The organism is Streptomyces sp. NPDC032161, from assembly GCF_040636995.1.
In the GTDB taxonomy this organism is placed as follows: domain Bacteria; phylum Actinomycetota; class Actinomycetes; order Streptomycetales; family Streptomycetaceae; genus Streptomyces.
Genome location: NZ_JBEZVN010000003.1, coordinates 266,932 through 291,261, shown reverse-complemented (window position 1 = coordinate 291,261; position 24,330 = coordinate 266,932). Strand labels below are relative to the sequence as shown.

Annotated in this window: 19 protein-coding genes; 10 read left to right on the top strand and 9 right to left on the bottom strand. The window is 72.6% G+C overall.

The window, feature by feature from the left end; translation table 11 throughout:
• The 7 genes from AB0E67_RS11650 to AB0E67_RS11620 form a co-directional block, all read right to left on the bottom strand.
• Complete coding sequence (locus AB0E67_RS11650) at positions 1-957, bottom strand: ornithine cyclodeaminase family protein (protein ID WP_362024259.1); 957 nt, start codon at positions 955-957, stop codon at positions 1-3.
• On the bottom strand, positions 954-1,964 hold the full coding sequence (gene dmpG / locus AB0E67_RS11645; RefSeq protein ID WP_362024256.1) for a 4-hydroxy-2-oxovalerate aldolase: 1,011 nt from the start codon (positions 1,962-1,964) through the stop codon (positions 954-956). Before dmpG ends, AB0E67_RS11650 begins: the two co-directional genes overlap by 4 nt.
• Positions 1,961-2,917 carry an acetaldehyde dehydrogenase (acetylating) gene (locus AB0E67_RS11640; protein ID WP_362024253.1) on the bottom strand — a complete coding sequence of 319 codons (957 nt, stop codon included), beginning with the start codon at positions 2,915-2,917 and terminating at the stop codon, positions 1,961-1,963. The genes dmpG and AB0E67_RS11640 overlap by 4 nt, the downstream gene beginning before the upstream one ends.
• Entirely contained in the window at positions 2,914-3,795 is an 882-nt protein-coding gene (locus tag AB0E67_RS11635) for an aldolase/citrate lyase family protein (protein WP_362024250.1), read from the bottom strand. Before AB0E67_RS11635 ends, AB0E67_RS11640 begins: the two co-directional genes overlap by 4 nt.
• A complete protein-coding gene (locus tag AB0E67_RS11630) occupies positions 3,792-5,066 on the bottom strand; it encodes an aminotransferase class I/II-fold pyridoxal phosphate-dependent enzyme (protein WP_362024247.1) in 1,275 nt (424 codons plus the stop codon). Before AB0E67_RS11630 ends, AB0E67_RS11635 begins: the two co-directional genes overlap by 4 nt.
• On the bottom strand, positions 5,063-5,884 hold the full coding sequence (locus AB0E67_RS11625) for a cupin-like domain-containing protein (RefSeq protein ID WP_362024658.1): 822 nt from the start codon (positions 5,882-5,884) through the stop codon (positions 5,063-5,065). The genes AB0E67_RS11630 and AB0E67_RS11625 overlap by 4 nt, the downstream gene beginning before the upstream one ends.
• A gap of 61 nt (positions 5,885-5,945) precedes the next feature.
• Complete coding sequence (locus tag AB0E67_RS11620; protein WP_362024244.1) at positions 5,946-7,169, bottom strand: MFS transporter; 1,224 nt, start codon at positions 7,167-7,169, stop codon at positions 5,946-5,948.
• A gap of 565 nt (positions 7,170-7,734) precedes the next feature.
• Between AB0E67_RS11620 and AB0E67_RS11615 the strand changes: the two genes are divergently transcribed.
• Positions 7,735-9,150 carry an aminopeptidase P family protein gene (locus AB0E67_RS11615; protein ID WP_362024656.1) on the top strand — a complete coding sequence of 472 codons (1,416 nt, stop codon included), beginning with the start codon at positions 7,735-7,737 and terminating at the stop codon, positions 9,148-9,150.
• A gap of 103 nt (positions 9,151-9,253) precedes the next feature.
• On the opposite strand, the gene AB0E67_RS11610 is transcribed toward AB0E67_RS11615, so the two are convergent.
• Positions 9,254-10,864, bottom strand: coding sequence for a PucR family transcriptional regulator (locus AB0E67_RS11610; RefSeq protein WP_362024242.1), 1,611 nt, complete (start codon positions 10,862-10,864; stop codon positions 9,254-9,256).
• Positions 10,865-11,004: 140 nt separating this feature from the next.
• Between AB0E67_RS11610 and AB0E67_RS11605 the strand changes: the two genes are divergently transcribed.
• The 3 genes from AB0E67_RS11605 (at position 11,005) to AB0E67_RS11595 (ending at position 16,775) form a co-directional block, all read left to right on the top strand.
• On the top strand, positions 11,005-13,044 hold the full coding sequence (locus AB0E67_RS11605) for a hydantoinase/oxoprolinase family protein (RefSeq protein ID WP_362024239.1): 2,040 nt from the start codon (positions 11,005-11,007) through the stop codon (positions 13,042-13,044).
• 1 nt (position 13,045) lies between these two features.
• Positions 13,046-15,022, top strand: a complete 1,977-nt coding sequence (locus AB0E67_RS11600) for a hydantoinase B/oxoprolinase family protein (RefSeq protein WP_362024237.1) — start codon at positions 13,046-13,048, stop codon at positions 15,020-15,022.
• 247 nt (positions 15,023-15,269) lie between these two features.
• Positions 15,270-16,775 (top strand): PucR family transcriptional regulator, encoded by a 1,506-nt coding sequence (locus AB0E67_RS11595; protein WP_362024234.1) that lies wholly within the window; start codon positions 15,270-15,272, stop codon positions 16,773-16,775.
• A gap of 242 nt (positions 16,776-17,017) precedes the next feature.
• On the opposite strand, the gene gabT is transcribed toward AB0E67_RS11595, so the two are convergent.
• Positions 17,018-18,394, bottom strand: coding sequence for a 4-aminobutyrate--2-oxoglutarate transaminase (gabT, locus tag AB0E67_RS11590; protein WP_362024231.1), 1,377 nt, complete (start codon positions 18,392-18,394; stop codon positions 17,018-17,020).
• A 279-nt stretch (positions 18,395-18,673) separates the two neighbouring features.
• Between gabT and AB0E67_RS11585 the strand changes: the two genes are divergently transcribed.
• From AB0E67_RS11585 to AB0E67_RS11560, 6 genes are all read left to right on the top strand, one after another.
• Complete coding sequence (locus AB0E67_RS11585) at positions 18,674-20,182, top strand: aldehyde dehydrogenase family protein (RefSeq protein WP_362024228.1); 1,509 nt, start codon at positions 18,674-18,676, stop codon at positions 20,180-20,182.
• Positions 20,179-21,363 (top strand): CoA transferase, encoded by a 1,185-nt coding sequence (locus tag AB0E67_RS11580; protein ID WP_362024225.1) that lies wholly within the window; start codon positions 20,179-20,181, stop codon positions 21,361-21,363. The genes AB0E67_RS11585 and AB0E67_RS11580 overlap by 4 nt, the downstream gene beginning before the upstream one ends.
• A complete protein-coding gene (locus tag AB0E67_RS11575; RefSeq protein ID WP_362024223.1) occupies positions 21,360-22,538 on the top strand; it encodes an acyl-CoA dehydrogenase family protein in 1,179 nt (392 codons plus the stop codon). Before AB0E67_RS11580 ends, AB0E67_RS11575 begins: the two co-directional genes overlap by 4 nt.
• Before the next feature lie 489 nt (positions 22,539-23,027).
• On the top strand, positions 23,028-23,291 hold the full coding sequence (locus AB0E67_RS11570) for a hypothetical protein (RefSeq protein ID WP_362024220.1): 264 nt from the start codon (positions 23,028-23,030) through the stop codon (positions 23,289-23,291).
• A gap of 41 nt (positions 23,292-23,332) precedes the next feature.
• The gene (locus AB0E67_RS11565; RefSeq protein WP_362024217.1) at positions 23,333-23,464 is read left to right on the top strand and encodes a hypothetical protein; all 132 of its coding nucleotides are present in this window, start codon (positions 23,333-23,335) and stop codon (positions 23,462-23,464) included.
• Positions 23,465-23,691: 227 nt separating this feature from the next.
• Positions 23,692-24,315, top strand: coding sequence for an SRPBCC family protein (locus tag AB0E67_RS11560; RefSeq protein WP_362024214.1), 624 nt, complete (start codon positions 23,692-23,694; stop codon positions 24,313-24,315).
• Positions 24,316-24,330: the final 15 nt, after the last annotated feature.

The window sequence follows — 24,330 nt, the reverse complement described above, 5'->3', positions numbered from 1 at the left end:
TCACCGGCCGGCCGCCGCGAACAGGGCCGCCGCCGCGGCCGTGTCCTCGATGGCCAGGCCGACGCTCCGGAACACCGACGTCCGGGCGTCCGCCACCGCCGCCGCGCCGACCAGCTCGCCCAGTTCGCGCAGCGCCCCGGGGACGGTCAGCCCGGCGGCCAGGGCGGCGCGCACCTCGCCCGCCTCCGCGCGGGCGGCGGCCCGTTCCTCGACGACGACCAGCGCGTCGGCGAGCAGCGCCGGGTCCACCTCCAGGGCGTCCTCGTGGGTGCCGCCGATCACGTTGAGATGGGCCCCGGGGGCCACCCATCCGGCCTCCACCAGCGGTGTCCGGCCCGCGGTGGAGGTCGTCGTGCAGATCAGGGCGGCGTCGGTGACGGCCTCCTCCGCCGTGTCGCACACGGTGACCCGCAGCCTCTCCTCCGAGGCGTCGCGGACCCGTCGGGCGAACCTTTCGGTCCGCTCACGGGTCCGGGAGAACACCCGGACCGTACGCACCGGGCGCACCGCGCACATCGCCCGCACCATCGCGCGCGCCTGCACCCCGGCGCCGAGCACCGCCAGGTCGGCGGCGTCCTCGGGGGCGCAGAGGCGGGTGGCCAGGGCGGCGACCGCGCCGGTGCGGACGGCGGTGAGCGCGGCGCCGTCCAGCAGGGCGGTGATCCGGCCGGTGTCCAGGTCGGTCAGCGCGACGACGCCGTGGATCAGCGGCAGTCCGCGGTCGGGGTTGCCCGGCGTCAGTGTGGTGATCTTGACGCTGCCCACGCCGTGGCGTTCCCAGACCGACGTCGCGGCCAGCAGCTCCCGTCCGTCGCCGTGCGGGACGACGGTGCGCGGCGGGGACGACGTACGGCCCGCGGACAGGTCGCCGAAGGCATCGGCCAGCGTGTCGACGATCCGCAGCAGTACCTCGGTCCCCGCCATGTCGGCGGCCGCGAGGAACACCGGCCCGCTCACGCGGCCGCCCCCCGGGCGCCCAGCTCGGCCACCACGTCCGCGATCATGTCCTCCTGTCCGGCGATGGCCTGCCGTCTGCCGAGTTCGAAGAACACGTCGCGAGGGTCGACACCGGCTCGCCGCGACTGTTCCAGCACCTGGTGCTTGAACCCGGAGAACACCCCGGCCAGTCCGCTGACGATGCTCAGCGCGTCGGTGACCGGGGGAGCGGGCATGAGTTCCCGTTCCGCGTACCCGGCGGCGTCCAGCAGCGCGTACAGATCGATGCCGGTGGTGAAACCGGTGCGCTCCAGGACCGGCACCAGCACCTCCAGCCGCGTGTTGCCCGCACCGGCTCCGAAGCCGCGCGCACAGCCGTCGATGATCCCGGCGCCCGCTCGGGCCGCCGCGACCGAGTTCGCCACCGCCATGCCGAGGTTGTCGTGCCCGTGGAAGATCACCGGGACGTCGACCGCGGCACGGATCGCGCCGATCCGCTCGGTGACGTCGTCCGGCAGGAAGTGGCCCGCGGAGTCCATGATGCCCACCGCCCGCGCCCCGTGGCCGACCGCGCGTGCCGCGTGCTCGGCGAGTTCGGCGGGCGAGGCCATATGACTCATCATCAGGACGCAGTGGGCCTCGGCGTCCTGCTCGGCCAGGAAGCCCAGATGGCGTTCGGCGAGCGAGGTCTCCGTGCAGTGCACCCCCACCCGCAGCACGTCGGCACCGTGTCGCAGGGCTCTGCGCAGGTCCTCGGAGGTGCCCCAGCCGGGCAGCAGGAACACCGCCATCCGGCTGTTGGGCAGCGCCTCCCGCACGGTGGACAGCATCAGGTCGTCGCCGACGGCGGCCCGGCCGACCTGGAGGGAGGAGGCCCCCAGGCCGTTGCCGTGCCCCACCTCCACCACCGGCACCCCGGCCGCGTCCGCGGCCTCGGCGTAGCCGCGCAGCGCCGCCACGCCGAGCCGGTGGCGCACGGCGTGCTGGCCGTCGCGCAGCGTGGGGTCGTGGATCACCACGGGGTTCACCGGTCCACCTCCTGCCGGGCGGCCGACGCGAGCCGGACCGCGTGCTGTTCGGCGACCAGGACCGCGGCCGCGTCGATGATGTCCAGGTTTCCCGCGTACGGGGGCAGCACGGAGCTGTCGGCGGTGACCTCCAGGGACACGGCGACCACACCGTCGTGCACGTCGCAGCCGAGCACCCGGTAGCCCGGCGCGAATCCCCGTACCCGCTCCGCCGCCTCGTCGACCACGGCCCGTACCTCCCCGGCGCCGGCCCCGGGTGCCACCGCGTGGACGGTGGTGCGGAACGTCGCGGGCGGCACGGCCGGGCTGATGTTGAGGATCGCCTTGGTGTCGGGGACGCCGGTGAACGCGGTCAGTGCCTGCGAGGTCGTCGCGACGTACTCGTCGAGGTTGAGCCGGGTGGCCCGTCCGGCGATGGAACTCGCGACGGTCGAGACGACCTCGATGTACGTCACGTCGAACCGTTCGGCGAGGGCGTGCGCGAGCGGCACCGACGCCTGCCCGCCGCAGCTGATCAGGCTGACGTTGCCCTCGGGCGGCGACTGGACGCCCGTCACGGTGGGCACCACCATCCGCCCGGTCCTGCTCGGCGTCAGGTCGATCAGCAGCGTGCCGAGCGGTCGCAGCCGCCGCCAGTGCTCGGCGTGCGCCGACGCGCTGGTGGCGTCGAACACCACGTCGAACGGGCGGGGCGCGGCGAGGATCGCGTCGATCCCGCCGGCGGTGGTCGGGCAGCCGAGCCGGGCGGCGTGCCGCAGGCCCGCCGACTCCGGGTCGCGCCCGGCCACCAGGGCGCACTCCAGCACGGCCGAGCCGCAGATCTTGGAGACCAGGTCCTGGCCGATGGCGCCGGTGCCGATGACGGCGACGGAGAGGGGCGGGACACCGTCCGGTCGTGCCCCGGTGACGGAGGTTCCAGCTGCGGTTCCGGTGCCTGCGGCGGTGGCGGTCATCGGCCGGTCCCCGCGTCCGTGGCACGGTCCGCGAACCGCGTCCGCCAGGCGTCCCCGAGCGCCACCGTCGTACGGGCGAGGCGGGCGAACGGAGGCCCGACCATGGAACCGTCCAGCACCGCGATGCCGCCGTTGGCGGCCCGGACCGCCTCGGTGACCCGCCGGGCCCGGCGCAGCTCGTCCGGGTCGGGACGCAACGCCCGGTTGATCGTGTCCAGTTCGCCGGGGTGCACGGTCACCTTGCCGTGGAAGCCCAGCTCGCGCACCCGGTCGATCTCGGCGGCCAGCACGTCCGGCTCGGCGAGGCGGAAGTTGGCGGTGTCGACGCAGGCGGTGCCGTACCGGGCACAGGCCAGGGCCATCGCCTGCCGGGCCGCGAGCATCCCGGCCCAGGTGATCTCGACGCCCAGGGTCGCGGCCAGGTCGGCCGAGCCGAGGACCAGCCCGTCGGCGGCCCGCGCGATCGCGTCGACGGCGGCGACGGCGGCCGGGGTCTCCACCGTCACGTAGATCTCCGGGCACGCCCCGGCCGAGGCGAGGGTGTCCCGCAGCAGCCGCACCTCGACCGCGGAGTCCACCATGGTCATCACGACGATCCCGGGCCGGACGGTGGACTCGGCGAGCAGCACGAGGTCGTGCACCGCCTCCAGCGTGCCCAGTCGGTTGATCCGCACTCCGACGTTCGCGGGGTGCGGCGCCTTCTCCAGGGCCGCCCGGCACACCCGCCGCGCCGCCGCCTTCTCCGGCGCGGGGACGGCGTCCTCCAGGTCGATCACGTGCACGTCCGCGTCGTACGACCAGGCCTTCACGACCCGGTCCAGGGACAGCGCGGGCGTGTAGAGGATGCTGCGCGGGATGGCTCTCGCGGTGTCCGTCATCTGCCGTCCTTTCCGGGCACGGGAGCCGCCGGCCGGGCGCCCACCTCGATGAGGGCCGCGCACAACGCGCGGATCTGCTCCTCGGTCTGTCCGGCGCGCATCATCACGCGCAGCCCCGCCGTACCGCGGGCGACGATCGGGAAGAACACGGGCGAGACGTAGAAGCCGGCCTCGAAGACCCGCCGTCCGGCCTCGATCACCGTCTCGTCGCTCATCGGCACGAGGCGGATCGGATAGGTGCCGCCGGACTGGTCGGTGTGGATCAGCGAGTCGAAGAGACCGATGTTGGCGTGGAGCCGGTTCTGCAGCGTGGTCAGTTCGGCGGTGCGGTGGATCTCGGCGGAGGCGAGACCGGCCCCGACCGCGGCCGTGTTCAGCAGCTGCGAGTAGTTCAGGGCGCCGCCGAAGCGCTCGATGACCCGCAGCGTCTCCTTGTCGTACCCGTCGAGCACGATGGCCGCGCCGCTGGTGCCGAACGCCTTGTTCAGGGTCACCACGGTGATGGTGCGCTCGTCCAGCACCGGGCTGTGCGTACGGACGTGGCCCACGCCCCGTTCCCCGTACGCCGACAGCGAGTGTGAGTCGTCGTAGTAGACCAACAGGCCGTACCTGTCCTGGAGTTCGGCCAGTTCCTTGACCGGGGCGTAGCCGCCGAGGCTGTCGCTGCCGTCGCAGACGTAGGCGACCCGGGCGTACTTCCTGCACTTGTCCTCGATGAAGTCGAGGTCGTGGTGGGGCGAGGTGACGACCTCGGTCTCGTCGGCGCAGACCGGCTTGACGTTCGCCATCGACACATGGGCGTTCTTGTCGAAGACCATCAGCGGCCGGGTGCCGTCGCCCAGATGGCCGGAGGCGATCAGCGGCAGCAGGCCGAAGGTGGCGGTGCTGGCGGCGATCGAGCACACGACATGGGCGCCGAAGAGTTCGCCCAGCGAGTCCTCCAGCTCCAGCATCGCGGGTATCTGCACCCGGCTGCGGGCGATGCAGTGGTCCAGGACGCCGTAGCGGCGCAGCGCCTCGATGCCGCCCTCGACCACTCGGGGATGGGAGTCCAGGTCGAGGTAGGAGCAGCAGCTGAAGTTGACGAACTCGTGGCCCTCTCCGATGAATTCGTGCCCGGGCGCGGTGCGCAGTACACCGCCGTCGAGGTCGGCCACGATGCCGGCCAGCCCGTTGCGTTCCGACATGTCCCAGAACGCGTTGCCGATGCCGATCAGCTTGTCGTTGTTGCGGTAGCGGTGGGTGGGAGTGATCGTGATGCGCTCGGTCATGACGCCGCCCGGGCAGGTTCGTAGTTGTAGACGCCTTTGAGCTTGCGGAAGACGGCCGTGTAGAGCGCCACGCCGAGCACGTACGGCCGGCGCAGGATCTTCGGGTCGCGCAGCCAGAAGTTCACGTTGATGTTCATCTCGTCCAGCGACTCGGCCTGGTGCCACCAGCCGAGCGGAAGATAGAGCATCTGCCCCGGTTCCAGGACGAGTTCGCGGCGCTGGGCCAGCTTGGCGGCGAGCTTCGGGTAGCGCGCCCGGTCCACGTCGTCGAAGTCGAAGACCTGCGACTTGTCGCCGAAACCGTGCTTGAGCGAGCGCGGGTAGTACTCGCGGAAACCCGGGGGCGCCAGGACGAACCGCTTGCGGCCCTCCAGGGCCACGTTGAAGTTCTCCAGCTCGTCGAAGTGGCTCTGGGTGAACACCCCGCGATGGCTGATCCACAGGTTGGCCGCGTTGAGCGAGCGCTGGTACGCGAACAGCTTCGCGGCGTCGAAGCCAAGGATCGCGTCGACGTCGGAGGGCCGGTTGCGGATGTTCGACACGACCCGGTTCCAGGTGCTCGCGTCGTTCTGGTAGCGGTCGTCGGCGAAGAACTCGGAGAGCCGGATCTCCCGGGTGGTCCAACGCTCGGGGTTCTGCTTGTCGCTGGGCTCGGTGAAGAGGGTCACCGGAAGATGCCCGAGGCGCTCGGCGACCCCGTCCCTGCCGAGGCCCTGGACGCTGTCCGGCAGGGTGATCACGACGGGGACGTCGGCCCGGATGAGCGCGTCCCGCCCGAAGGCCATGAACTCGTCGAACGAGAGCCGGGGCACGGGCAGGCCCCCGGGCCCGGACCGCGTCGGGACAGGATCCTGTGGTTCCACGATCTTCCCTCTCTGCTCATTGTTCCTGCACCACCGGTTCCGAGGCGGATCCCTCGGCCGGCCTTCCGGCACGCAGCACCGGCTGCCCCACGAGACTCAGCACCAGGGCGACGGCCCCGCCGCCGACCCCGGCCCACACCCCGGCGGCGAACCCGAACACCTCGGTCAGCCGCCCGCCCGCCGCCGTACCCAGGGCGATGCTGAGGGCACCGGCGCTGGTGAGCCAGGAGAACCCCTCCGACAGCGCCCCCCTGGGGCACACCGACTCCAGCAGCGTGCTGCCCGCGATCAGCCCGGGGGAGATCGCGACGCCCGCGAGCACGGCGAGGAAGCACATCACGAGGGAGGAAGGGGCGAACGCCAGCGGAACCACGCCCAGCGTCAGCACACAGCACGTCACCGACAGCAGACGGGCCTGCGAAAGCCGCCAGTTCACCGCGCCGTACACCGCGCCCGCGATCAGGCTGCCCACCGAGATCAGGGCCAGGAACACCCCGCCGAGACCGGGCGCCGACTGCTCCCGCCCGAACGCGATCATCGTGACGTCGATCGCGCCGAACTGGAACCCCATCCCCGCGTAACACAGCATCAGGACCCACACGCCGGGCACCGCGATGGCGCGCTCGGGCCGCCGGCCAGGGGCGGCCGGCTCCGGCCTCGGCTCGGACCGGCCGTGCAGCGCCACGGCGACGGAACCGGTCAGGGTCAGCAGCGCGCAGGCGATCAGCCCGGCCGCGGGGTGCACCGCCGAGGCCAGTACCGTGACCAGCAGCGGTCCGATCAGGAAGATCGTGTCGTCCAGCATCGACTCCAGCGCGTACGCCGTGCGCAGCAGCTTCTGGTCGACCATCACCGCCCACCGCGCGCGCATGAACGAGGTGAACGACACCGAGGTGCAGCCCGTGGCCACCGCCGCGAGGATCATCAGCACCAGCGGCGCCCCGCACACGATGGCGACGGTCAGTGCCGCGATCCCCGCCATGTGCGCCGCCGCCGCGGTGAGCAGCACCCGCCGCTGACCGACCCGGTCGGCGGTCCGCCCGAGCGCCGGGCTGACCACGCCCTGGGCCAGCAGCATGGCCGCCGCCACCGCCCCCGCCTCGGCCAGCGAACCGGTCACCGCCGAGACGAACATGAGACAGCTGATGGACCGCATGGCGATCGGCAGCCGCCCGACCACGCCCCACGCCGCCAGCGTCGCGGCGTCGGGCGACCGCAGTAATCGGAAATAGGAACCCAAGCCGGAAGAGGATTCCGAAACACCTGCGGACACAATGCTCCTGTCGGCGTGAAAGAGGCCGTCCTGGGAAACGCGGAGATCCCGATCAGGAAGAGACCGTTCTGGGCAGACGTGACGATCCCGGTCCGGAGGACGGAAAATTCAGTCCCGGCACATCAAGGAAATTGACAGATCCCGCACATGGCTGCTTCGACCCCCGCGCCCCCCTGGCCCGCCGTAGCGACCAGCTGATACTAGGATGGGCCCTACTCGGTGTCAACGCCCTTGATCTTCCAACGATTTGAGAGATCCGGGGGCCGGGCGATTTCCTCGTCCCGAATTCTCCCGAAATTCTTCCGATTGGTTGTGGACGGGGCGCGGCACGAGACGGATATTGATCTTCCCCATACGATGGCTGCCGACCGCGTATGAACGCCGACCGCGTATGTGACGGGGAAGGCAGTGGGAGGGGCAGGAATTCGTGACCGAATCGATTCAGGAGGCAGTCGTGGCCGAGCGTACGTCCGGGAACCAGGAGGAACCGCCGACCCCGGAAGGCGCCGAGGACGAGCGGGCCGCCGAGGCCGTGAAACTGCGGAAGAACGGTCTGGAGCCGCAGGTGAGCGACGAACTCGCCGCGAACATGACCCGGGGCTGGGCCGACACCGAACGGCACGACCTGGAGCCGGTCCCGCAGGCCGCGCACACCGCCCGCCGCCGCGCCGACCTCTCGGCCCTTTTCCCCGGCGAGCGCCTGGTGATCCCCGCGGGCAACCTGAAGGTCCGCGCCAACGACACCTACTACCGCTTCCGGCCCTCGTCCGACTACGCCTACCTGACCGGCGACCAGACCGAGAACGGCGTGCTGGTCCTGGAACCCCGCGCGGACGGCGGCCACGAGGCGACCGCCTATCTGCTGCCCCGCTCGGACCGGGAGAACGGTGAGTTCTGGCTGTCCGACCGAGGGGAACTGTGGGACGGCCGGCGCAACAGCCTCACCGAGAACGAACAACTCCTCGGCCTGCCCTGCGCGGACGTCCGCACGCTGCCGGACCGCCTGGAGGAGGCCACCGGCCCCGTCCGCGTACTGCGCGGCCACGACACCGGCGTCGAGTCCGCCCTGACCGACAAGGTGACGGCCGAGCGGGACGAGGAGCTCCGGGTCCTCCTCTCCGAGATGCGCCGGGTCAAGGACGACTTCGAGATCGCCGACCTGCGCTTCGCCTGCGAGGCCACCGCCCGCGGCTTCGAGGACGTCGTGAAGGTCCTCGACAAGGCCAAGGCCACGAGCGAGCGCTACATCGAGGGAACGTTCTTCCTGCGCGCCCGCGTCGAGGGCAACGACGTCGGCTACGCCTCGATCTGCGCGTCCGGCCCGCACGCCACCACCATCCACTGGGTCCGCAACGACGGCCGGGTCCGTTCCGGCGACCTGCTGCTGCTCGACGCCGGGGTGGAGACGCGCAACCTCTACACCGCCGACATCACCCGCACCCTCCCGGTCGGCGGCAGGTTCACGCCGCTCCAGCGGAAGATCTACGACGCGGTGTACGAAGCCCAGACGGCGGGCATCGCCGCCGTCGGTCCCGGCGCCGCCTACCGCGACTTCCACGACGCCGCCCAGCGCGTACTCGCCGAGCACCTGGTCGCCTGGGGACTGCTCGGCGACCTGTCCGTGGACAAGGTCCTCGAACTCGGCCTCCAGCGCCGCTGGACGATGCACGGCACCGGCCACATGCTCGGCATCGACGTCCACGACTGCGCCGCAGCCCGCACCGAGCTGTACGTCAGCGGCACGCTGGAGCCCGGCATCGTGCTCACCGTCGAACCCGGCCTCTACTTCCAGGCCGACGACCTGACCGTCCCCGAGGAGTACCGGGGCATCGGCGTCCGCATCGAGGACGACATCCTCGTCACCGAGGACGGCAACGAGAACCTCTCCGCCACCCTGCCCCGGCAGGCGGACGAGGTCGAGGCATGGATGACCCGCCTCCTGGCCTGACCCACTGGACCCCGGATCCCTTCGCCCCGGCCCCGCACCCCGACGCGCGGGCCCGGGACGAAGGGCCGGGGCACCCGACGCGCCGGACCGCGCCGCGGCCCCCTCAGCCCGTCTCCCACGCGGCGTCGACCCTGTCGTGCAGGGCGAGGAAGAGGTTGGTGATGACGGCGGGCGAGTTCATCGGGGAACCGAGCAGTTCCTCGGACTTGCGCAGCCGGTAGCGCACCGTGTTGGGGTGCAGGTAGAGCCGTTCCGCCGCGGCCCGGACGTCGAGCCCGCAGCCGAGGTACGCGACGACGGTGTCGACGAGGTCGTCGTGGGCGAGCAGCCGGTCGAGCTGCTGGTGCGCCTTGGCGGCCACAGCGGCGTCGTCGCGGCTCGCCAGCAGCCAGGTGGCCAGGTCGACGTCCTCGAACCGCAGGACCGACCCCGGCTGTCCGGTCCGCCCGGCGACGCCCTCCCCGGCACGGGCGTGCCGTCGGCGCAGCGCCACCCGGAGAGCGCGCTCGGCGTCCCTGGTCCGGGCGCGGGCGAGGTGGAGGTCCTCGAACGGCTCGCTCAGTCCGACGTGGTGGGTGCGGGCCGCTTCCCGCAGCCAGTGGTCGAGGACGACCCGGTCACCGGCGAGGCCGCTGAATCCGCCCGCCTCGTCGGCTTCCAGAACGAGCGGCAGACCGCAGGTCTGGGCCGTCTCCAGAAGGACGTCCCGGGGGTCGGGGAGCACGGGTGCCGGGCCGTCGCCGCGCGGGAGCGCCGTACCGGCCTTCGGGGCGGCCACGAACGCGCGCATCGTCCGGTCCCGCTCGAAACGGAAAGGGCGCAGCCGGTCCCAGATCCGGGCGGCCGTGTCCGGGGTCATGCCCGCACGGATCGTACGCAGGATCTCGGCGGCCTCGGTCACGGACTGGGCCATCGTCAGGGCGCGCAGTCCCCGCATCGCTCCCAGGAGCTTCTGGGTCGCGTCCAGGATGGGCTGGCCGAGTTCGTCGACGACCTGCTCGCGGCGCGAGGCGATGGCGATCCAGTACCCGACGCCGCGCAGGGCGACCGGACGCGCCGCGACGTGCCAGCGCCCCACGGTGAAGCCGTGCCGGCCGCCATGGCTGCTTCCGGCGCGCACCGCGCTCCAGATGAGCATCGTGGGGCCCTGGCCGGTGGACTCGACCACCCGCCCGGACTCCTCGTACAGAATGGCCGAGCCATGCGTGAGCGCACCGATCCGGTGCACCAGGGCCTTGATCGGCTGGTCCGCCGACAGCGCCTCCAGCAGGTCCTCCTGGATGCGCAGGCGCTGGCGCAGCAGATGGGCGTCCGAGGACAGCTCGGCCTCGTAGACGTACTGCTCCACCTGTAGGAACGGCACCGACGGGTCCACCGTGAGCAGATTCAGTCCGGCGGCCTCGGCGGCCCGGCGCAGGGCGTCCGGCACGTCCTGGAAATGGACGCCGACGCCGAAGAGGAGCGCCGCGGCCCGGCGTTGGACGAGCTCCTCGACCAGCGTCCGCTGCTGCCGTTCGGCATCCGGCAGACCCACGAACCTCAGGCCCGTGGTGAGCATGAGCCAGTCCTGGCGCAGCCACTTCCCGGCGCCCTCGATCTCGACCGAGTGCGCACCCCGGACCCGGCGGTCGAGATCGCCCTCGCCGACGAGCTTCAGACCGAGATGACGCTCCGCGAGCAGTCCTCGCACCGTGATGTTCCGGGCCCGTGACACGCACGCAGCGAACCAAATTTTGTACTGCGGCACAACCCCCGGCCCATCGGTTTGGAGGAGAGCACATCGACTGGGCGCCGATGGTTCCCCATCCTGTTCTCCACTCCGCAATCGCGGCGCCCACCACCTCAGGAGCACTTGTGCCACAGCCAAAACTTCGTGTGGCCGTCGATGTCGGCGGCACGTTCACCGATGTATGCGTCTTCGACGAGCAGGCGCACGCGACCCGCGTGACCAAGGTGCCGTCCACACCCGCGGACCCGATGCGCGCGGTCGTCGCCGGGGTCGAGCGGGCCGGGATCGACCTCGCGGACGTCGGCCTCTTCTCGCACGGGACGACCGTCGCGACCAACGCGCTGATCACCCGCCGCTTCCCGGCGGCCGCGATGGTGACGACGCGGGGCTTCCGGGACGTGCTGGAGATCCGGGACGGCACCAAGGACGACCTCTGGGACGCCTACTCCGACATCGCGCGCCCCTATATCCGGCGCCGCGACCGCTTCGAGGTGGCCGAGCGGATCGATGCCGAGGGCCGCGTCGTCACCCCGCTCGACGAGGAGGAGGCCCGCGGGCTGGCCCGGTTGCTGGCCCGGCGCGGCGTGACCACGGTCGCGGTGTGCTTCGTCAACTCCTACGCCAACAGCGCCCACGAACTGCGGATGGCGCAGATCCTCGCCGAGGAGCTGCCCGGGGCGAGCGTGTCCACCTCGGCGGCGGTCCTGCCGGAGATCTTCGAGTACAAGCGGTTCAACACCACCGTCGCGAACGCCGTGCTCGCCCCGCTGGTCACCGGCTACGTCGACCGGCTGGCCGACCACCTGCGCCGGGGCGGCTACGAGGGCGACCTGCTCCTGCTGCACTCGGGCGGCGGCTCGATGACCCCGCGGATGGTGGGCCGGTTCCCCGTGCGCCTGGCGGCCTCGGGCATCGCGGCCGGTGCCATCGCCGCCCGGCACGTCGCCGCGCAGTGCGGCCACCCGAACGCGATCGGGCTGGACATGGGCGGCACCAGCACCGACATCTGCCTGGTGCACGAGGGGGAGTTGCGCACCACCAAGGAGTGGTCCGTCGAGTACGGCTACCCGATCATCTTCCCCAGCATCGAGGTGCTCACCATCGGTGCCGGGGGCGGCTCCCTGGCCTGGATCGACGAGGCGGACTCGCTGCGCAACGGCCCGCAGTCGGCCGGCGCGACCCCGGGCCCCGCCTGCTACGCCACGGGCGGCGAGGAGGCCACCAACACCGACGCCAACCTCGTCCTGGGCAGGCTCGGCACCAGCCTCGCGGGAGGCGCCAAGTCGCTGCGGCCCGAACTGGCGGAGAAGGCCGTCGCGAAGATCGCCGAACCGCTGGGGCTCCCGCTCGCCGAGGCGGCCGGGGCGATCGTCGAGGTCGCCAACGCCAACATGGCCGACGCGGTCCGGCTGGTCTCGATCCGGCGGGGCCTGGACCCCCGCGACTTCGCGCTCGTCGCGTTCGGCGGCGCGGGCGCCCTGCACGGTGCCGAGGTCGCCCGCGAGCTCAGCATCCCGACCGTGATCGTCCCGCCGAACCCGGGCGTCACCTCCGCGCTCGGCTGCCTGCTCGTCGACATCCGGCACGACCTGTCCGCGATGTTCTCCTGCCTGGCGCACCAGGCCGACACCGAGGAGTTCGAACGCGCCTTCCAGGAACTGGAACGGGAGGCGTCGCAGCGCCTCGCCCACGAAGGCGTCGCGCCCGAGCACGCGGTGCTGGAGCGCAACGCCTCGATGCGCTACCAGGGCCAGTGGCGCTCGCTCGTCGTGCCCTGCGGCACGGGGCCCGGCGCCCTCGCCGAGGCGGTGGAGCGCTTCCACGAGGAGCACGAGCGCGAGTTCGCGTTCCGCCGGGACGACACCCCGGTCGAGATCTACCAGCTCGGCCTGCGGGCGACCGGGGTCACGCCGAAGCCCGCGTTCGCCCCCCACGACCCCGTCGAGGGCCCGGCCCCCGAACCGGCGTCCACCCGGCAGGTCTGGTTCCCAGGCACCGGCTGGGCCGAGACCGGCATCCACCGCCGCGACGACCTCCCGGCCGGTACCCGCCTCCAGGGCCCCGTGATCGTCGAGCAACTGGACTCCACCGTCGTCGTCCCGCCCCGCGCCGAGGCCGAGATCGACGCCTGGCTCAACATCCGCATCCACCTCCAGGAGGCCTGACGTGAGCACCCCCGAGCACCCCCCGCGCGAGCGGACGCTCGACCCGGTCACCTTCGAGGTCCTGAAGAACGCCTTCACCACCTCGGTCGACCTGATGAGCGAGCAGATCCTGCGGACCTGCTACTCCTTCGTCATCTACTGCCGGGACTTCTCCTCCGCGCTGTGCGACGCACGGGGCAACACCGTCATGCAGGGCAGCCAGGACATCGCCGTGCACGTCGGCACCCTGCACTTCCAGTGCAAGGCGGTCATCGAGTACTTCGGCGAGGACATCCACCCCGGCGACGTCTTCGCCATCAACGACCCCTACCGCGGCGGCACCCACTTCAACGACATCAGCTTCATCCGGCCCGTCTTCGCCGGCGACGAGATCATCGGCTTCGCCCAGAACAAGGGCCACTGGGCCGATGTCGGCGGCACCGTCCCCGGCTCGTTCGACGTCACCGCGACGGAGCACTTCGGCGAGGGCCTGCGCATCCCGCCGCTCAAGATCTGGGACCGCGGCGACTTCCGCCACGACGTCGCCCAGCTGATCGTGCAGAACACCCGCTCCCCGTTCGTCGGCCTCGGCGACCTGCACGCGCAGTCCGAGGCGACCGCGGTGTGCGAGCGCGAGCTCCTGCGCCTCGTCGACCGCTACGGCCGGGACACCGTCGTCGCGGCGATGGCCGAGGTCCAGGACTACGTCGAGGACCTGGTGCGCGGCAAGGTGAGCGAACTGCCCGACGGGACCTGGGAGGCCGTCGACCACCTCGACGCCGACCCCGGCGCCGACGAGGCCCTCGTACCGATCCGGGTGAGGATGACGATCGAGGGCGGCACGGTCAGCTACGACCTGTCCGGCAGCGCCCCCGCCGTCGCGACCTTCCTCAACAGCGGCTACGGCGCCACGTATTCGGCGCTCTACGCGGGCACCAAGACCTTCTTCCCCGACGTGCCGCTGAACTCCGGCTTCTACCGCGTGGTGCTCGGCGACCTCGGCCCCGAGGGGACGGTCGTGAACGCCGGGTGGCCGATCGCGGTCACCGGATTCTGTTCGGGAGCCTACGAGAAGCTGATGAACGCGATCATCGAGATCTGGTCGCGGATCCTGCCCGAGCGGGCCATGGCCTGCTCGTTCAACCTCGAATACCTCCTCGTCGGCGGGCGCGACGGCCGGACCGAGGAGCGGCCGTACTTCATGTGGTACGACTGGATGGCCGGCGGCTGGGGCGGCCGCCGCACGAAGGACGGCTCCAACGCCACGTCCCCGGTGTTCGGACCGGGCCTCGCGGTGCAGCCGCTGGAAGGCCAGGAACGCCTGTCCCCCGTGCTGACCACCACGCACGGCATCACCACCGACTCCGGCGGCCCGGGGAAGTACCGCGGCGGCTGCGGCGTGGACAAGGGCGGCCTGCTCACCGACGCCGAGAAGACCGTCATGTCGTACTGCTGCGACCGCGCCCGCTCCATCACCTGGGGCATCGAGGGCGGTCTGCCGTCCGTCCCGCACGGCGTCTGGCTCAACAAGGGCACCGAGGAGGAACGCTTCCTCGGCAGCGTCTTCTCCAACGTCACCGTCGAGTCCGGCGACACCTTCACCCGCCCCTCGGCCGGTGGCGGAGGATACGGCGACCCGCTCGAACGCGACCCCCGCCTCGTCGTCGAGGACGTCATCGACGGCTACGTCTCCCTCGAACGCGCGGCCAAGGACTACGGCGTGGTGATCCGGCCGGTACGCCCGGAGCTCGACGAGTACGAACTCGACCAGGAGGCCACCGCCGCCCTGCGCGCCGAGATCGCCGCCGCCCGCGCCGGCTGGCTCGCCCAGGACCCCGAGGAACTCGCCGAGCGCTACCGCGCCGGTGAGGTGGACATGCTCGACATGATCCGCCGCTACGGAGTCATCGTGGACTGGGGCACCGGCGAACTGCTCCGGGAGACGACCGACCAGTTCCGCCGCACCCTGCGGGACCGCGCGCTCGCCCACTGGGCCTGATCCGCCCCCACACCCCGGGCGCCTCCCCGCCCGGAACACCCCGTCGGCGCTCTCCCCGGAGCGCCGACGGGGCACGGCCCGGTCAGGCGGGCCGGTGACGGCCGGTCTGCGCGATGTGCTACCTCTGACCTCGCGGAGACCGGCCCGGGCCGTGTCGTCGTACCGCCCTCGTCCGGCCGGAGGCGGTTCGACGCGGGCGCTCGCGGCCTCGCACCACCGGACGACCGACCGAACGGAGACGAACAGCGTGGGCGTACCCCTCGCCTGGCTGCTGCGGCGCCAGGAACTGCGCCTGAAGGTGCTGGCCGGACACGACGACCTGGACCGCGAGGTCGAGTGGGCGCACAGCATCGAGCTCGCCGACCCCGTGCCGTGGCTCGGTGGCGGAGAACTCGTGCTCACCACCGGACTGCGGCTCCCGGACTCGGCCGAGGCCCGCGGGCACTACACCCGGCAGCTGGCGAACGCCGGGGTGGCCGCCGTCGGTTTCGGCATCGGCCTGTCGCACGCGCGAGTGCCCGACGCCCTCGTCGAGGCCGCGGAGGAGGCCGGGCTGCCCCTGCTCGAAGTGCCCCTGCCCACACCCTTCGCGGCGGTCACCAAGGCGGTCATGGAGCGGATCGCCGAGCAGCAGTACGAGGGCGTGGTCCAGGCATCCCGGATCCAGCCCCGGATGACCCGGGCCGCACTGCACGGCGGCGCCCAGGCCGTCGTGCGGGAGCTGGCCGTCTCCACCACGACGTCCGTCCTCTTCCTGGACCACGACGGCGCCGCACGGGCCTCCCACCCGCCCGGTGCGAGCGCACCGGAACCCTGGGGCCTCGCCGGAGCGTGCCCGGCGGACCAGGCGGCGGCGGCGGTGAGCACCGGCCCCGACGGGGTGGTGGCGGTGCAGCAGGTACGCGTGGGGCCCCGGGTGCACGGGCGCCTGGTCCTGACCGCGCGGCGGCCCCTCACGACGGTCGACCACCTGCTCCTCGGGCACGCCGCGTCGCTGATCGCCCTGGAGGCGGAGAAGCCTCTGCGGCTGCGGGACGAACAGAGCCGCGTGAACAGCATGTTCCTGCGGATGCTGCTGGACGGCACGGTTCCCGCGACGGCCTGCGCCGACCACCTCACCGAGTCGGGCTTCCCGCTCCGGGACGGCGTCCGCGTCCTGGCGCTGCGGGGCGGGGACCCGCGGCGCGACCTGAAGTGGGCGGGGGAGGAGCTGGCCCGGCGCGGCCTGCCCCTGTTCGGCGCCGTGCACGAGGGGTGCGCGGTGGTGCTGCTGCCCGGCGCCCATACCGAGACGGCGCGCGCCCTCGCGGACGGTGCGCCCTCCCGGCCGCGCTCGCGCGCCTGCGCCGGGCTGAGCGACGTACACGATCCGGGGGACGGCCCGGCGGCGTTGCGCGAGGCCATGAACGCGGCGTCGGCGGCGTGGGCGCGAGGCCGCCCCGATCTCGTCGCCTTCGAGTCGCTGGCCGGACGGACGCTGATCGCCGACCCCGGGACGAGAGCGGCGCTCCAGGCACTCGCCGAGGCCCGGCTCGGCCCGCTCGCCGCCCACGACGCCCGGCGCGGCACCGAACTGGTCGCCTCGCTGAGGGTGTTCCTCGAACACAACGGGCAGTGGGAGGGGGCCGCCGCGGTCCTGGGCGTGCACCGGCACACCCTGCGCGGACGCCTGGAACGGATCCGGAGCCTCCTCGGCGTCGACCTCGACGCGGCCCACGTCCGGGCCGAGCTCCTGCTGGCGCTGTCGGTCTGAGGGCCGTCCGTCGTCCCCGGCGGGCGCCCGACGACGGCCGCGGCACCTCGCCGTGTTGTCGGAACGCCCGCATGCATCCGGTGTGCGGGCGCCCCTCCGTCTTGCGCCGCACCACGTCCGACGCCGCGCGCCGATCCGTCACGGATGACGGGACAGCCCTCGGCAGGAGCCGGCCTCCCCGGCCGACGACGGCGCCGGGCGGGGCGGGCCCGCCCGGCGGAGAGACCGCGGCAGGAAGCCGGTCACACGACGGACGCGGCCTCCGCGGCGACGGCCTCGCCGAGCAGGGACAGCCCTTCCACCAGCAGGTCGTCGGGGATCGACAGCGGCGGCAGGAACCGCAGCACGTTGCCGTAGCTGCCCGCGGTCAGCACCATCAGCCCCTCCGCGTGGCAGCGCCGGGCGATCCGGGCGGCGAGATCGGGCGCCGGGAGCCGGTCGCCGAACGGTTCCACCAGCTCGATCGCGGCCATCGCGCCCCGGCCGCGCACATCCCCGATCACCGGGTGCGCGTCACGCAGCGCGTCGAGCCGCCCGAGCATGGTGTCACCGATCGCGAGCGCCCGTTCCAGCAGGTCATGGGCCTCGATCTCGGCGAAGACCCCGAGCGCGGCCTCGCAGGCCACCGGATTGCCGCTGAAGGTGCCGCCCAGCCCGCCGGCCGGCACCGCGTCCATCAGCTCCGCCCGGCCGGTCACCGCGCCCAGCGGCAGACCACCCGCGAGGCCCTTCGCGGTGGTGATCAGATCGGGCCGGACGCCCTCGTGCTCGCAGGCGAACATGCGCCCGGTGCGGGCGATGCCGCTCTGGACCTCGTCGGCGATCAGCAGGATGCCGCGAGCCCGGCAGATCTCGGCGACCCGGGGGAGGAACCCGGGCGCCGGCACGATGAACCCGCCCTCGCCCTGGATCGGCTCGACGAGGACCGCGGCCGCGTTGTCCGCTCCCACCTGCCGGTCCAGCAGGTCCTCCAGGGCGTCTGCGGCCTCCTCGGCACAGCCGGCCGGGCCGGAGGGCCAGCGGTACGGGTACGCCATCGGGGCGCGGTGGACCTCGGGCGCGAAGGGACCGAAACCCTGCTTGTAGGGCTTGTTCTTGGCGGTGAGGCTCATGGTGAGCAGCGTGCGCCCGTGGAATGCGTGGTCGAAGACGACGACGCCGGGCCGTCCGGTGGCCGCCCGCGCGATCTTGACGGCGTTCTCCACGGCCTCGGCACCGGAGTTCACCAGGAGGGTGCGCTTCTCACCGGGCACGGGCGCGTACTCGTTGAGCTTCGCGCACACGTCGAGGTACGACTCGTACGGGTTGACGAGGAAACAGGTGTGGGTGAAGCGGCGCAGCTGGGCGGCGGCGCGTTCCGCCACGGCCGGGGCGGAGCTGCCCACCGTCGTGACGGCGATGCCGCTGCCGAAGTCGATGAAGGAGTTGCCGTCCGCGTCGACGATCACTCCGCCTCCGGCGGCCTCCACGAAGACGGGCAGCGTCGAGCCGACCCCGGCCGGGACCAGGGTGCGCTGACGGGCCAGCAGCTCGCGCGAGCGCGGGCCGGGGATCTCGCCGGTGATCCGTCGTACCTGCGTGAGACCGGGACCGCCGACCGGTCGGGAAGCACGGGGCATGGAAGGTCCTCCGAGGGACTGCGGGGATGGGGGCACCGAGCCAAACACCGCCCCGGCGACCGCGGCCATGGACGAAACGGCGTGCCGGAGCCCTCGGGTACGGGACATCCCGTCCAGTGCGGTGGCGCCCACGCGGTCCCCAGAATCGTCCTCACCGCCCGGGGCCCCGACGGACGGCGCGCACGGCCCCGGGGACACGAGCCCGTGGGCCGACCGCGGACGCGCCCACGGGTGCGCACGGGAGTCATGGACGCGTACGGAGTCACGAGAGGAAGGCCGATGCGGCACAGTGCAGGCAGCAGCGTGGCGGCGGGCGGAGTCCCGAGGCCGGCCCGGACCCTGCGTCACCTGGTCGCGGGGCGGTGGCGGCCCGGCGACGGCGACGAACTCGTCGACACCAGCCCGGCACGCCCCCACGAGACGGTGGCGACCGGGCGGCTCGCCCGCGAGCACGACCTCGACGAGGCCGTCGCCGCCGCCCGCGACGCCTTCCCCCGCTGGGCGGCCACCCCGCACCACGTACGCGGCCGGATCCTCGACCGGGCCGCCGACGTCATCGACGCGCACGCCGAGCGGTGGGGCGAGGAACTGTCCTGGGAGGAGGGCAAGACCCGGGCCGAGGGGATCGGCGAGGTGCGTCGCGCCGCCGAGATCCTCCGCTACTACGCGAGCGAGGCCTCGCGTCCCGTGGGCGAGGTGTTCGCCTCGCCCCGGCCCGGCGAGCAGATCCAGGTGATCCACCGCCCGGTCGGAGTGGTCGCGGCCGTCACCCCGTTCAACTTCCCCATCGCGATCCCGGCCTGGAAGATCGCCCCCGCTCTCGGCTACGGCAACACCGTCGTGTGGAAGCCCGCGAGCACCGTTCCGCTGCTCGCGGTGCGGCTGGCCGAGGCCCTGGTCGAGGCCGGGCTGCCGGAGGGCGTGCTGTCGCTGCTCATCGGCGACGGGGACCTGGGGGGCCGACTCGTCGAGCACCCCGGGGTGGACGCGGTGACGTTCACCGGATCGACATCGGTCGGCCGGGACCTGATCGCCGCCTGCGGCCGGCTGGCCCGGCCCGTGCAGACCGAGATGGGCGGCAAGAACGCGGCGGTCGTCCTCGCCGACGCCGACCTCGACCTGGCCGCGACCGAGGTGCTCGCCGGGGCCTTCCGTTCCACCGGCCAGAAGTGCACCGCCACCTCCCGGCTCGTCGTCGCGGAGCCCGTCGCCGACGCCTTTCTCGCCCGGCTCACCGAGCGGGCCGCCGCCCTGCGGGTCGGCGACCCCCTCGACCCGGACACCGGGATGGGCCCGGTGATCTCCCTGCGGGCCAGGGACGGGATCCAGCGGGCCGTGAGCGAGGCCGCCGCACGCCCCGGCGTCGACGTCCTCACCGGCGGCCGTCCGTACGACGACGACCGCACGACCGGAGCGTTCCTCCCGCCCACCGTCGTCGAACTGGCCGGGGACGACCCGCTGTGGCGCGAGGAACTGTTCGGCCCCGTCCTCGCCGTGCGCCGCGCCCGCGACACCGCCGAAGCGCTCGCCCTGGCCGACGACAGCGACTTCGGCCTGTCGGCCGCCGTCTTCACCGACGACCTGCGCGCCGTGACCGCCGCCGTGCAGCGGATCGACGTCGGCATCCTGCACATCAACTCCGAGACGGCCGGCGCCGATCCGCACGTCCCGTTCGGCGGCGCGAAGCAGAGCGCGTACGGACCCAAGGAACAGGGCCGCGCGGCACGCGAGTTCTTCACCCGCACCACGACCGTGTACCTGCGAAGCTCCGGAGGGCCGACACCGTGACCACCCCCTCCGGGCTGCCGCTGAGCGGCGTCCTCGTGGCCGACTTCGGCCGCGTCCTCGCCGCCCCCTACGCCACCATGCTCCTCGCCGACCTCGGCGCCGACGTCGTCAAGGTCGAGCACCCCGCCGCCGGCGACGACACCCGGGCGTGGGGCCCGCCCCACGCCCACGGCCAGGCCACCTACTTCCTGTCCGTCAACCGCAACAAGCGCTCGGTCGCGCTCGACCTGCGCGACGCGACCGACCGGCGCCGCGCCGCCGAACTCGCGCGCCGCGCCGACGTGCTGTTCGAGAACTTCCGGCCCGGAACGATGCAGAAGCACGGGCTCGGCTACGACCGGGTCCGGGCATCCAACCCCGGCATCGTCTACTGCTCGATCACCGGCTTCGGCGCCGGGCCCGGCGCCGCCCTGCCCGGGTACGACCTGCTGATCCAGGCCGTCGGCGGACTGATGAGCGTCACCGGCCCCGCCCCCGGGCAGCCGGTGAAGACCGGCGTCGCACTCGTCGACGTGCTCACCGGGCTGCACGCCACGACCGGCGTGCTCGCCGCGCTGCGCCACCGCGACGCGACCGGCCAGGGGCAGCACGTCGAGGTCGACCTGCTCTCCACCCTGCTGTCGAGCCTGGTCAACCAGTCCGCCGGATACACCCTCGCGGGGCAGGTGCCCGGCATCCTGGGCAACCGGCACCCGTCCATCGCGCCCTACGAGGTCTACCCGACCAAGGACGGGCCGCTCGTCGTCGCCGTCGGCAACGACCGCCAGTTCGCGGCCCTGTGCCAGGGTCTCGGCGCCCCGCACCTCGCCGACGACCCCCGCTTCGCCACCAACCCCGACCGCGTCGCCCACATCGACCAACTGACCCGGGAACTCGGCGAGTTGCTCGCCGCCCGCACCGCGGCCGAATGGTTCGAACACCTCACGCCCCTGGGCGTGCCCTGCGGCCCCGTCAACGACCTCGCCCAGGCCTTCGACCTCGCCGAACGCCTCGGGCTCGCGCCCCGGGCCACGGTCACCGGCGACGACGGCGCCCCCATGGACCTCGTCGCCAACCCGATCTCCCTGTCCCGCACCCCGCCCCGCCACGACCGCCGCCCGCCCCGGCTGGGCGAGCACACCGGCGAGATCACCGACTGGCTGGACACCCCCGACCCCACCCACCCAAGGAGCACACGATGAGCGCCACCAAGCCGATGAAGGACCCCCTCGACCTGCTCGACTTCTCCTCCGCCCTCACCGAGGAGGAACGCGAGATCCAGTCCACCGTCGCCAGGTTCCTCGCCGACCGGGTCCGCCCGCACATCGCCGAATGGTTCGAGAACGCGCACTTCGCCCGCGAACTCGCTCCCGAACTCGGCAAGCTCGGCGTGCTGGGCATGCACCTCGACGGCTACGGCTGCGCGGGCACCAACGCCGTCAGTTACGGCCTGGCCTGCCTGGAGCTCGAAGCCGCCGACTCCGGCTTCCGCAGCTTCGTCTCGGTGCAGGGCTCGCTGTCCATGTACTCCATCTGGAAGTGGGGTTCGGAGGACCAGAAGCGGGAATGGCTGCCCCGGCTCGCCGCCGGTGAGGCGATCGGCTGCTTCGGGCTGACCGAACCCGACTTCGGCAGCAACCCCGCCGCCATGCGGACCAAGGCCGTCCGGGACGGCGGCGACTGGATCCTCGACGGCTCCAAGATGTGGATCACCAACGGCGGCATCGCCGACGTCGCCACCGTCTGGGCGCAGACCGAGGACGGCGTCCGGGGCTTCCTCGTCCCCCGCGGCACCCCCGGCTTCACCACCCAGGACATCAAGCAGAAGATGTCCCTGCGCGCCTCCATCACCTCCGAGCTGTACTTCGACAATGTCCGGCTGCCCGATTCCGCCCGTCTCCCCCTCGCCCAGGGCCTGCGCGGACCGCTGTCCTGCCTCGACGAGGCCCGCTTCGGCATCCTCTTCGGTGCCGTCGGCGCCGCCCGCGACAGCCTCCGGACGGCCCTCGACTACGCCGACGCGCGCGTGCAGTTCGACCGGCCCATCAGCGGCTTCCAGCTCACCCAGAAGAAGCTCGCCGACATGAGCGTCTCCCTGGGCAACGCCGCCCTCCTCGCCCTGCACCTGGGCCGCCTGAAGGACCAGGACCGCATCCGCCCCGAACAGATCAGCGTGGGCAAGCTGAACAACGTGCGCGAGGCCCTCGCCATCGCCCGCGAATGCCGGACCGTCCTCGGCGCCAACGGCATCTCCCTGGAGTACTCGCCGCTGCGCCACGCCAACAACCTGGAGTCGGTGCTCACCTACGAGGGCACCAGCGAGATCCACACCCTGGTCATCGGTCAGGCCCTCACCGGCCAGGCCGCCTACCGCTGACCCGCCCCGCACGCCGGTTCCGGGCGCGCCGACCGCACGCCCGCGCCCGGAACCGGCGCTGCCGTCACTTGACGAGACGGACGGAGTTGTACGGGGTGCAGTCGTAGTCGGCGTACGTGCCCGCCCGCTGGTGCCCGCCGCTGTTCAAGCCGTCGGCGTCGTAGCAGTTGCGGGCGGTCGCGCCCCCGGTAGCTTCCCCCTTGTCGAAGCCGCGGTCCCGGTCCGGACCGCGGCCCTTCGTCCATCCGCGCCACCCCGGCCGCCCGGCTCCGCTGCGAACTCGCCGCGCAGTTCGGCCCGCGCACCCCGCCCCCGTGGGTCCGCCGCCTCGCCGAGGGCGACCACTCCGCCCGGCAGGACCTTCAGGAGGCCCTGGCCACGTACTTCCACGAACTGATCGCACCACAACTGCCGCTGATCGGCGAGACGTTCCACCTCGCCCGCGCACAGAACGGCCGGGACGTCCTGGAGGGCGGTGTCGAACGGCTGTTGCGCAGACTGGCGCCGTGCATCCGCTGGGCGTCCCCGACGCTGACCGCCGACTACCCGCTCGACCGTGACCTGCATCTGCGCGGCCGGGGCATCACCCTGGTCCCTTCGTTCTTCTGCGCGAAGGCCCCGGTGACACTCATCGACCCGGACCTTCCCCCCGTGCTGGTGCACCCTGTCGGCCACCTCCCCCGTCGCCCGGGGATCCCGAGGGCCTGGCCGAACTGCTGGGGCGGACGCGCGCCACGGCCCTCCGGGCGCTGAACCCGCCCTGCTCGACGGGTGAACTCGCCCTCCGCACGGGCGTGTCCATCGGCACCGCGAGCAAGCACGCCTCCGTGCTGCGCCGGGCGGGGCTCATCACCAGTACGCGGCGGGGCTGCATGGTGCTGCACGCGCTGACGCCGCTCGGCCGCGCCCTGGCCCGACGCCGCTGAGCCCGTTCCCCCGACCGGCCACGAGCCGGTCGGTCCGCCGCGAGCATCCGGGGAAGATCCGTTCGCTATGCCATCAAGTTTTCGTTAGAGGCTATCACGAAAGCTCTTGACCTTTTGGTTCGTGCCTGGCTATAACTTCCAACGAACGCGCAGGCATCCAAGGGCTGTTGTCGAAGTGCCGTCGCACGGCAGGCGACGCCCGCCGAACAACCGACAAGGGGAACACCATGTCCACCGTCCGCGGCACCGGCATCCGCGCCACCCTGCTCACCGTCCCACTGGCCTTCGGTCTTCTCGGCGCCACGGCCGCGCCGGCCGGGGCGACCCCCCACCACTCCGGCGACTCCCTCACCTGCCGAGGGCAGGGCGTCGACCCCGGCGCGCGGGTCCGCCACCGGACCGAGACCCTGATCCACGCGCCGTTGCGCACCATCTGGAAGCTGCAGACGGACGTGGAGCGCTGGCCGTCCTGGCAGGACTCCGTCCAGACCGTGGAACGCCTCGACCACGGCCCGTTCCGGAAGGGCTCGGCGTTCCGGTGGACGACCCCGGTGCCGCCCAACCCCGCGACTCCGGCGACCGAGTTGGAGATCACCTCGACCGTCGAGCAGCTCAGGCGCGGCTCCTGCATCCGCTGGACCGGCCCCGCGGTCGGTGAGGGACTGCGCATCGACGGCATCCACGTATGGAACTTCACCGAGGTCAGGGGCGGCGTCCGCGTGAGCACCGAGGAGACCCACACCGGTCCCGAGGTCGATGCGAACGTCCCCGCCGCGACCGAGATCCTGCGCCAGGGGCTCGAAGCGTGGCTGCGCGAACTGAAGGCCGCCGCCGAAGCCCGCACCCGTTGAGATGACGGGAACGGC

Excerpts from the sequence above, each read along its gene's own strand:
- AB0E67_RS11640 (WP_362024253.1), bottom strand. The coding sequence starts at position 2,917 with ATGACCGCCACCGCCGCAGGCACCGGAACCGCAGCTGGAACCTCCGTC.
- AB0E67_RS11635 (WP_362024250.1), bottom strand. The coding sequence starts at position 3,795 with ATGACGGACACCGCGAGAGCCATCCCGCGCAGCATCCTCTACACGCCC.
- AB0E67_RS11630 (WP_362024247.1), bottom strand. The coding sequence starts at position 5,066 with ATGACCGAGCGCATCACGATCACTCCCACCCACCGCTACCGCAACAAC.
- gabT (WP_362024231.1), bottom strand. The coding sequence starts at position 18,394 with ATGCCCCGTGCTTCCCGACCGGTCGGCGGTCCCGGTCTCACGCAGGTA.
- AB0E67_RS11585 (WP_362024228.1), top strand. The coding sequence starts at position 18,674 with ATGCGGCACAGTGCAGGCAGCAGCGTGGCGGCGGGCGGAGTCCCGAGG.
- AB0E67_RS11575 (WP_362024223.1), top strand. The coding sequence starts at position 21,360 with ATGAGCGCCACCAAGCCGATGAAGGACCCCCTCGACCTGCTCGACTTC.
- AB0E67_RS11560 (WP_362024214.1), top strand. The coding sequence starts at position 23,692 with ATGTCCACCGTCCGCGGCACCGGCATCCGCGCCACCCTGCTCACCGTC.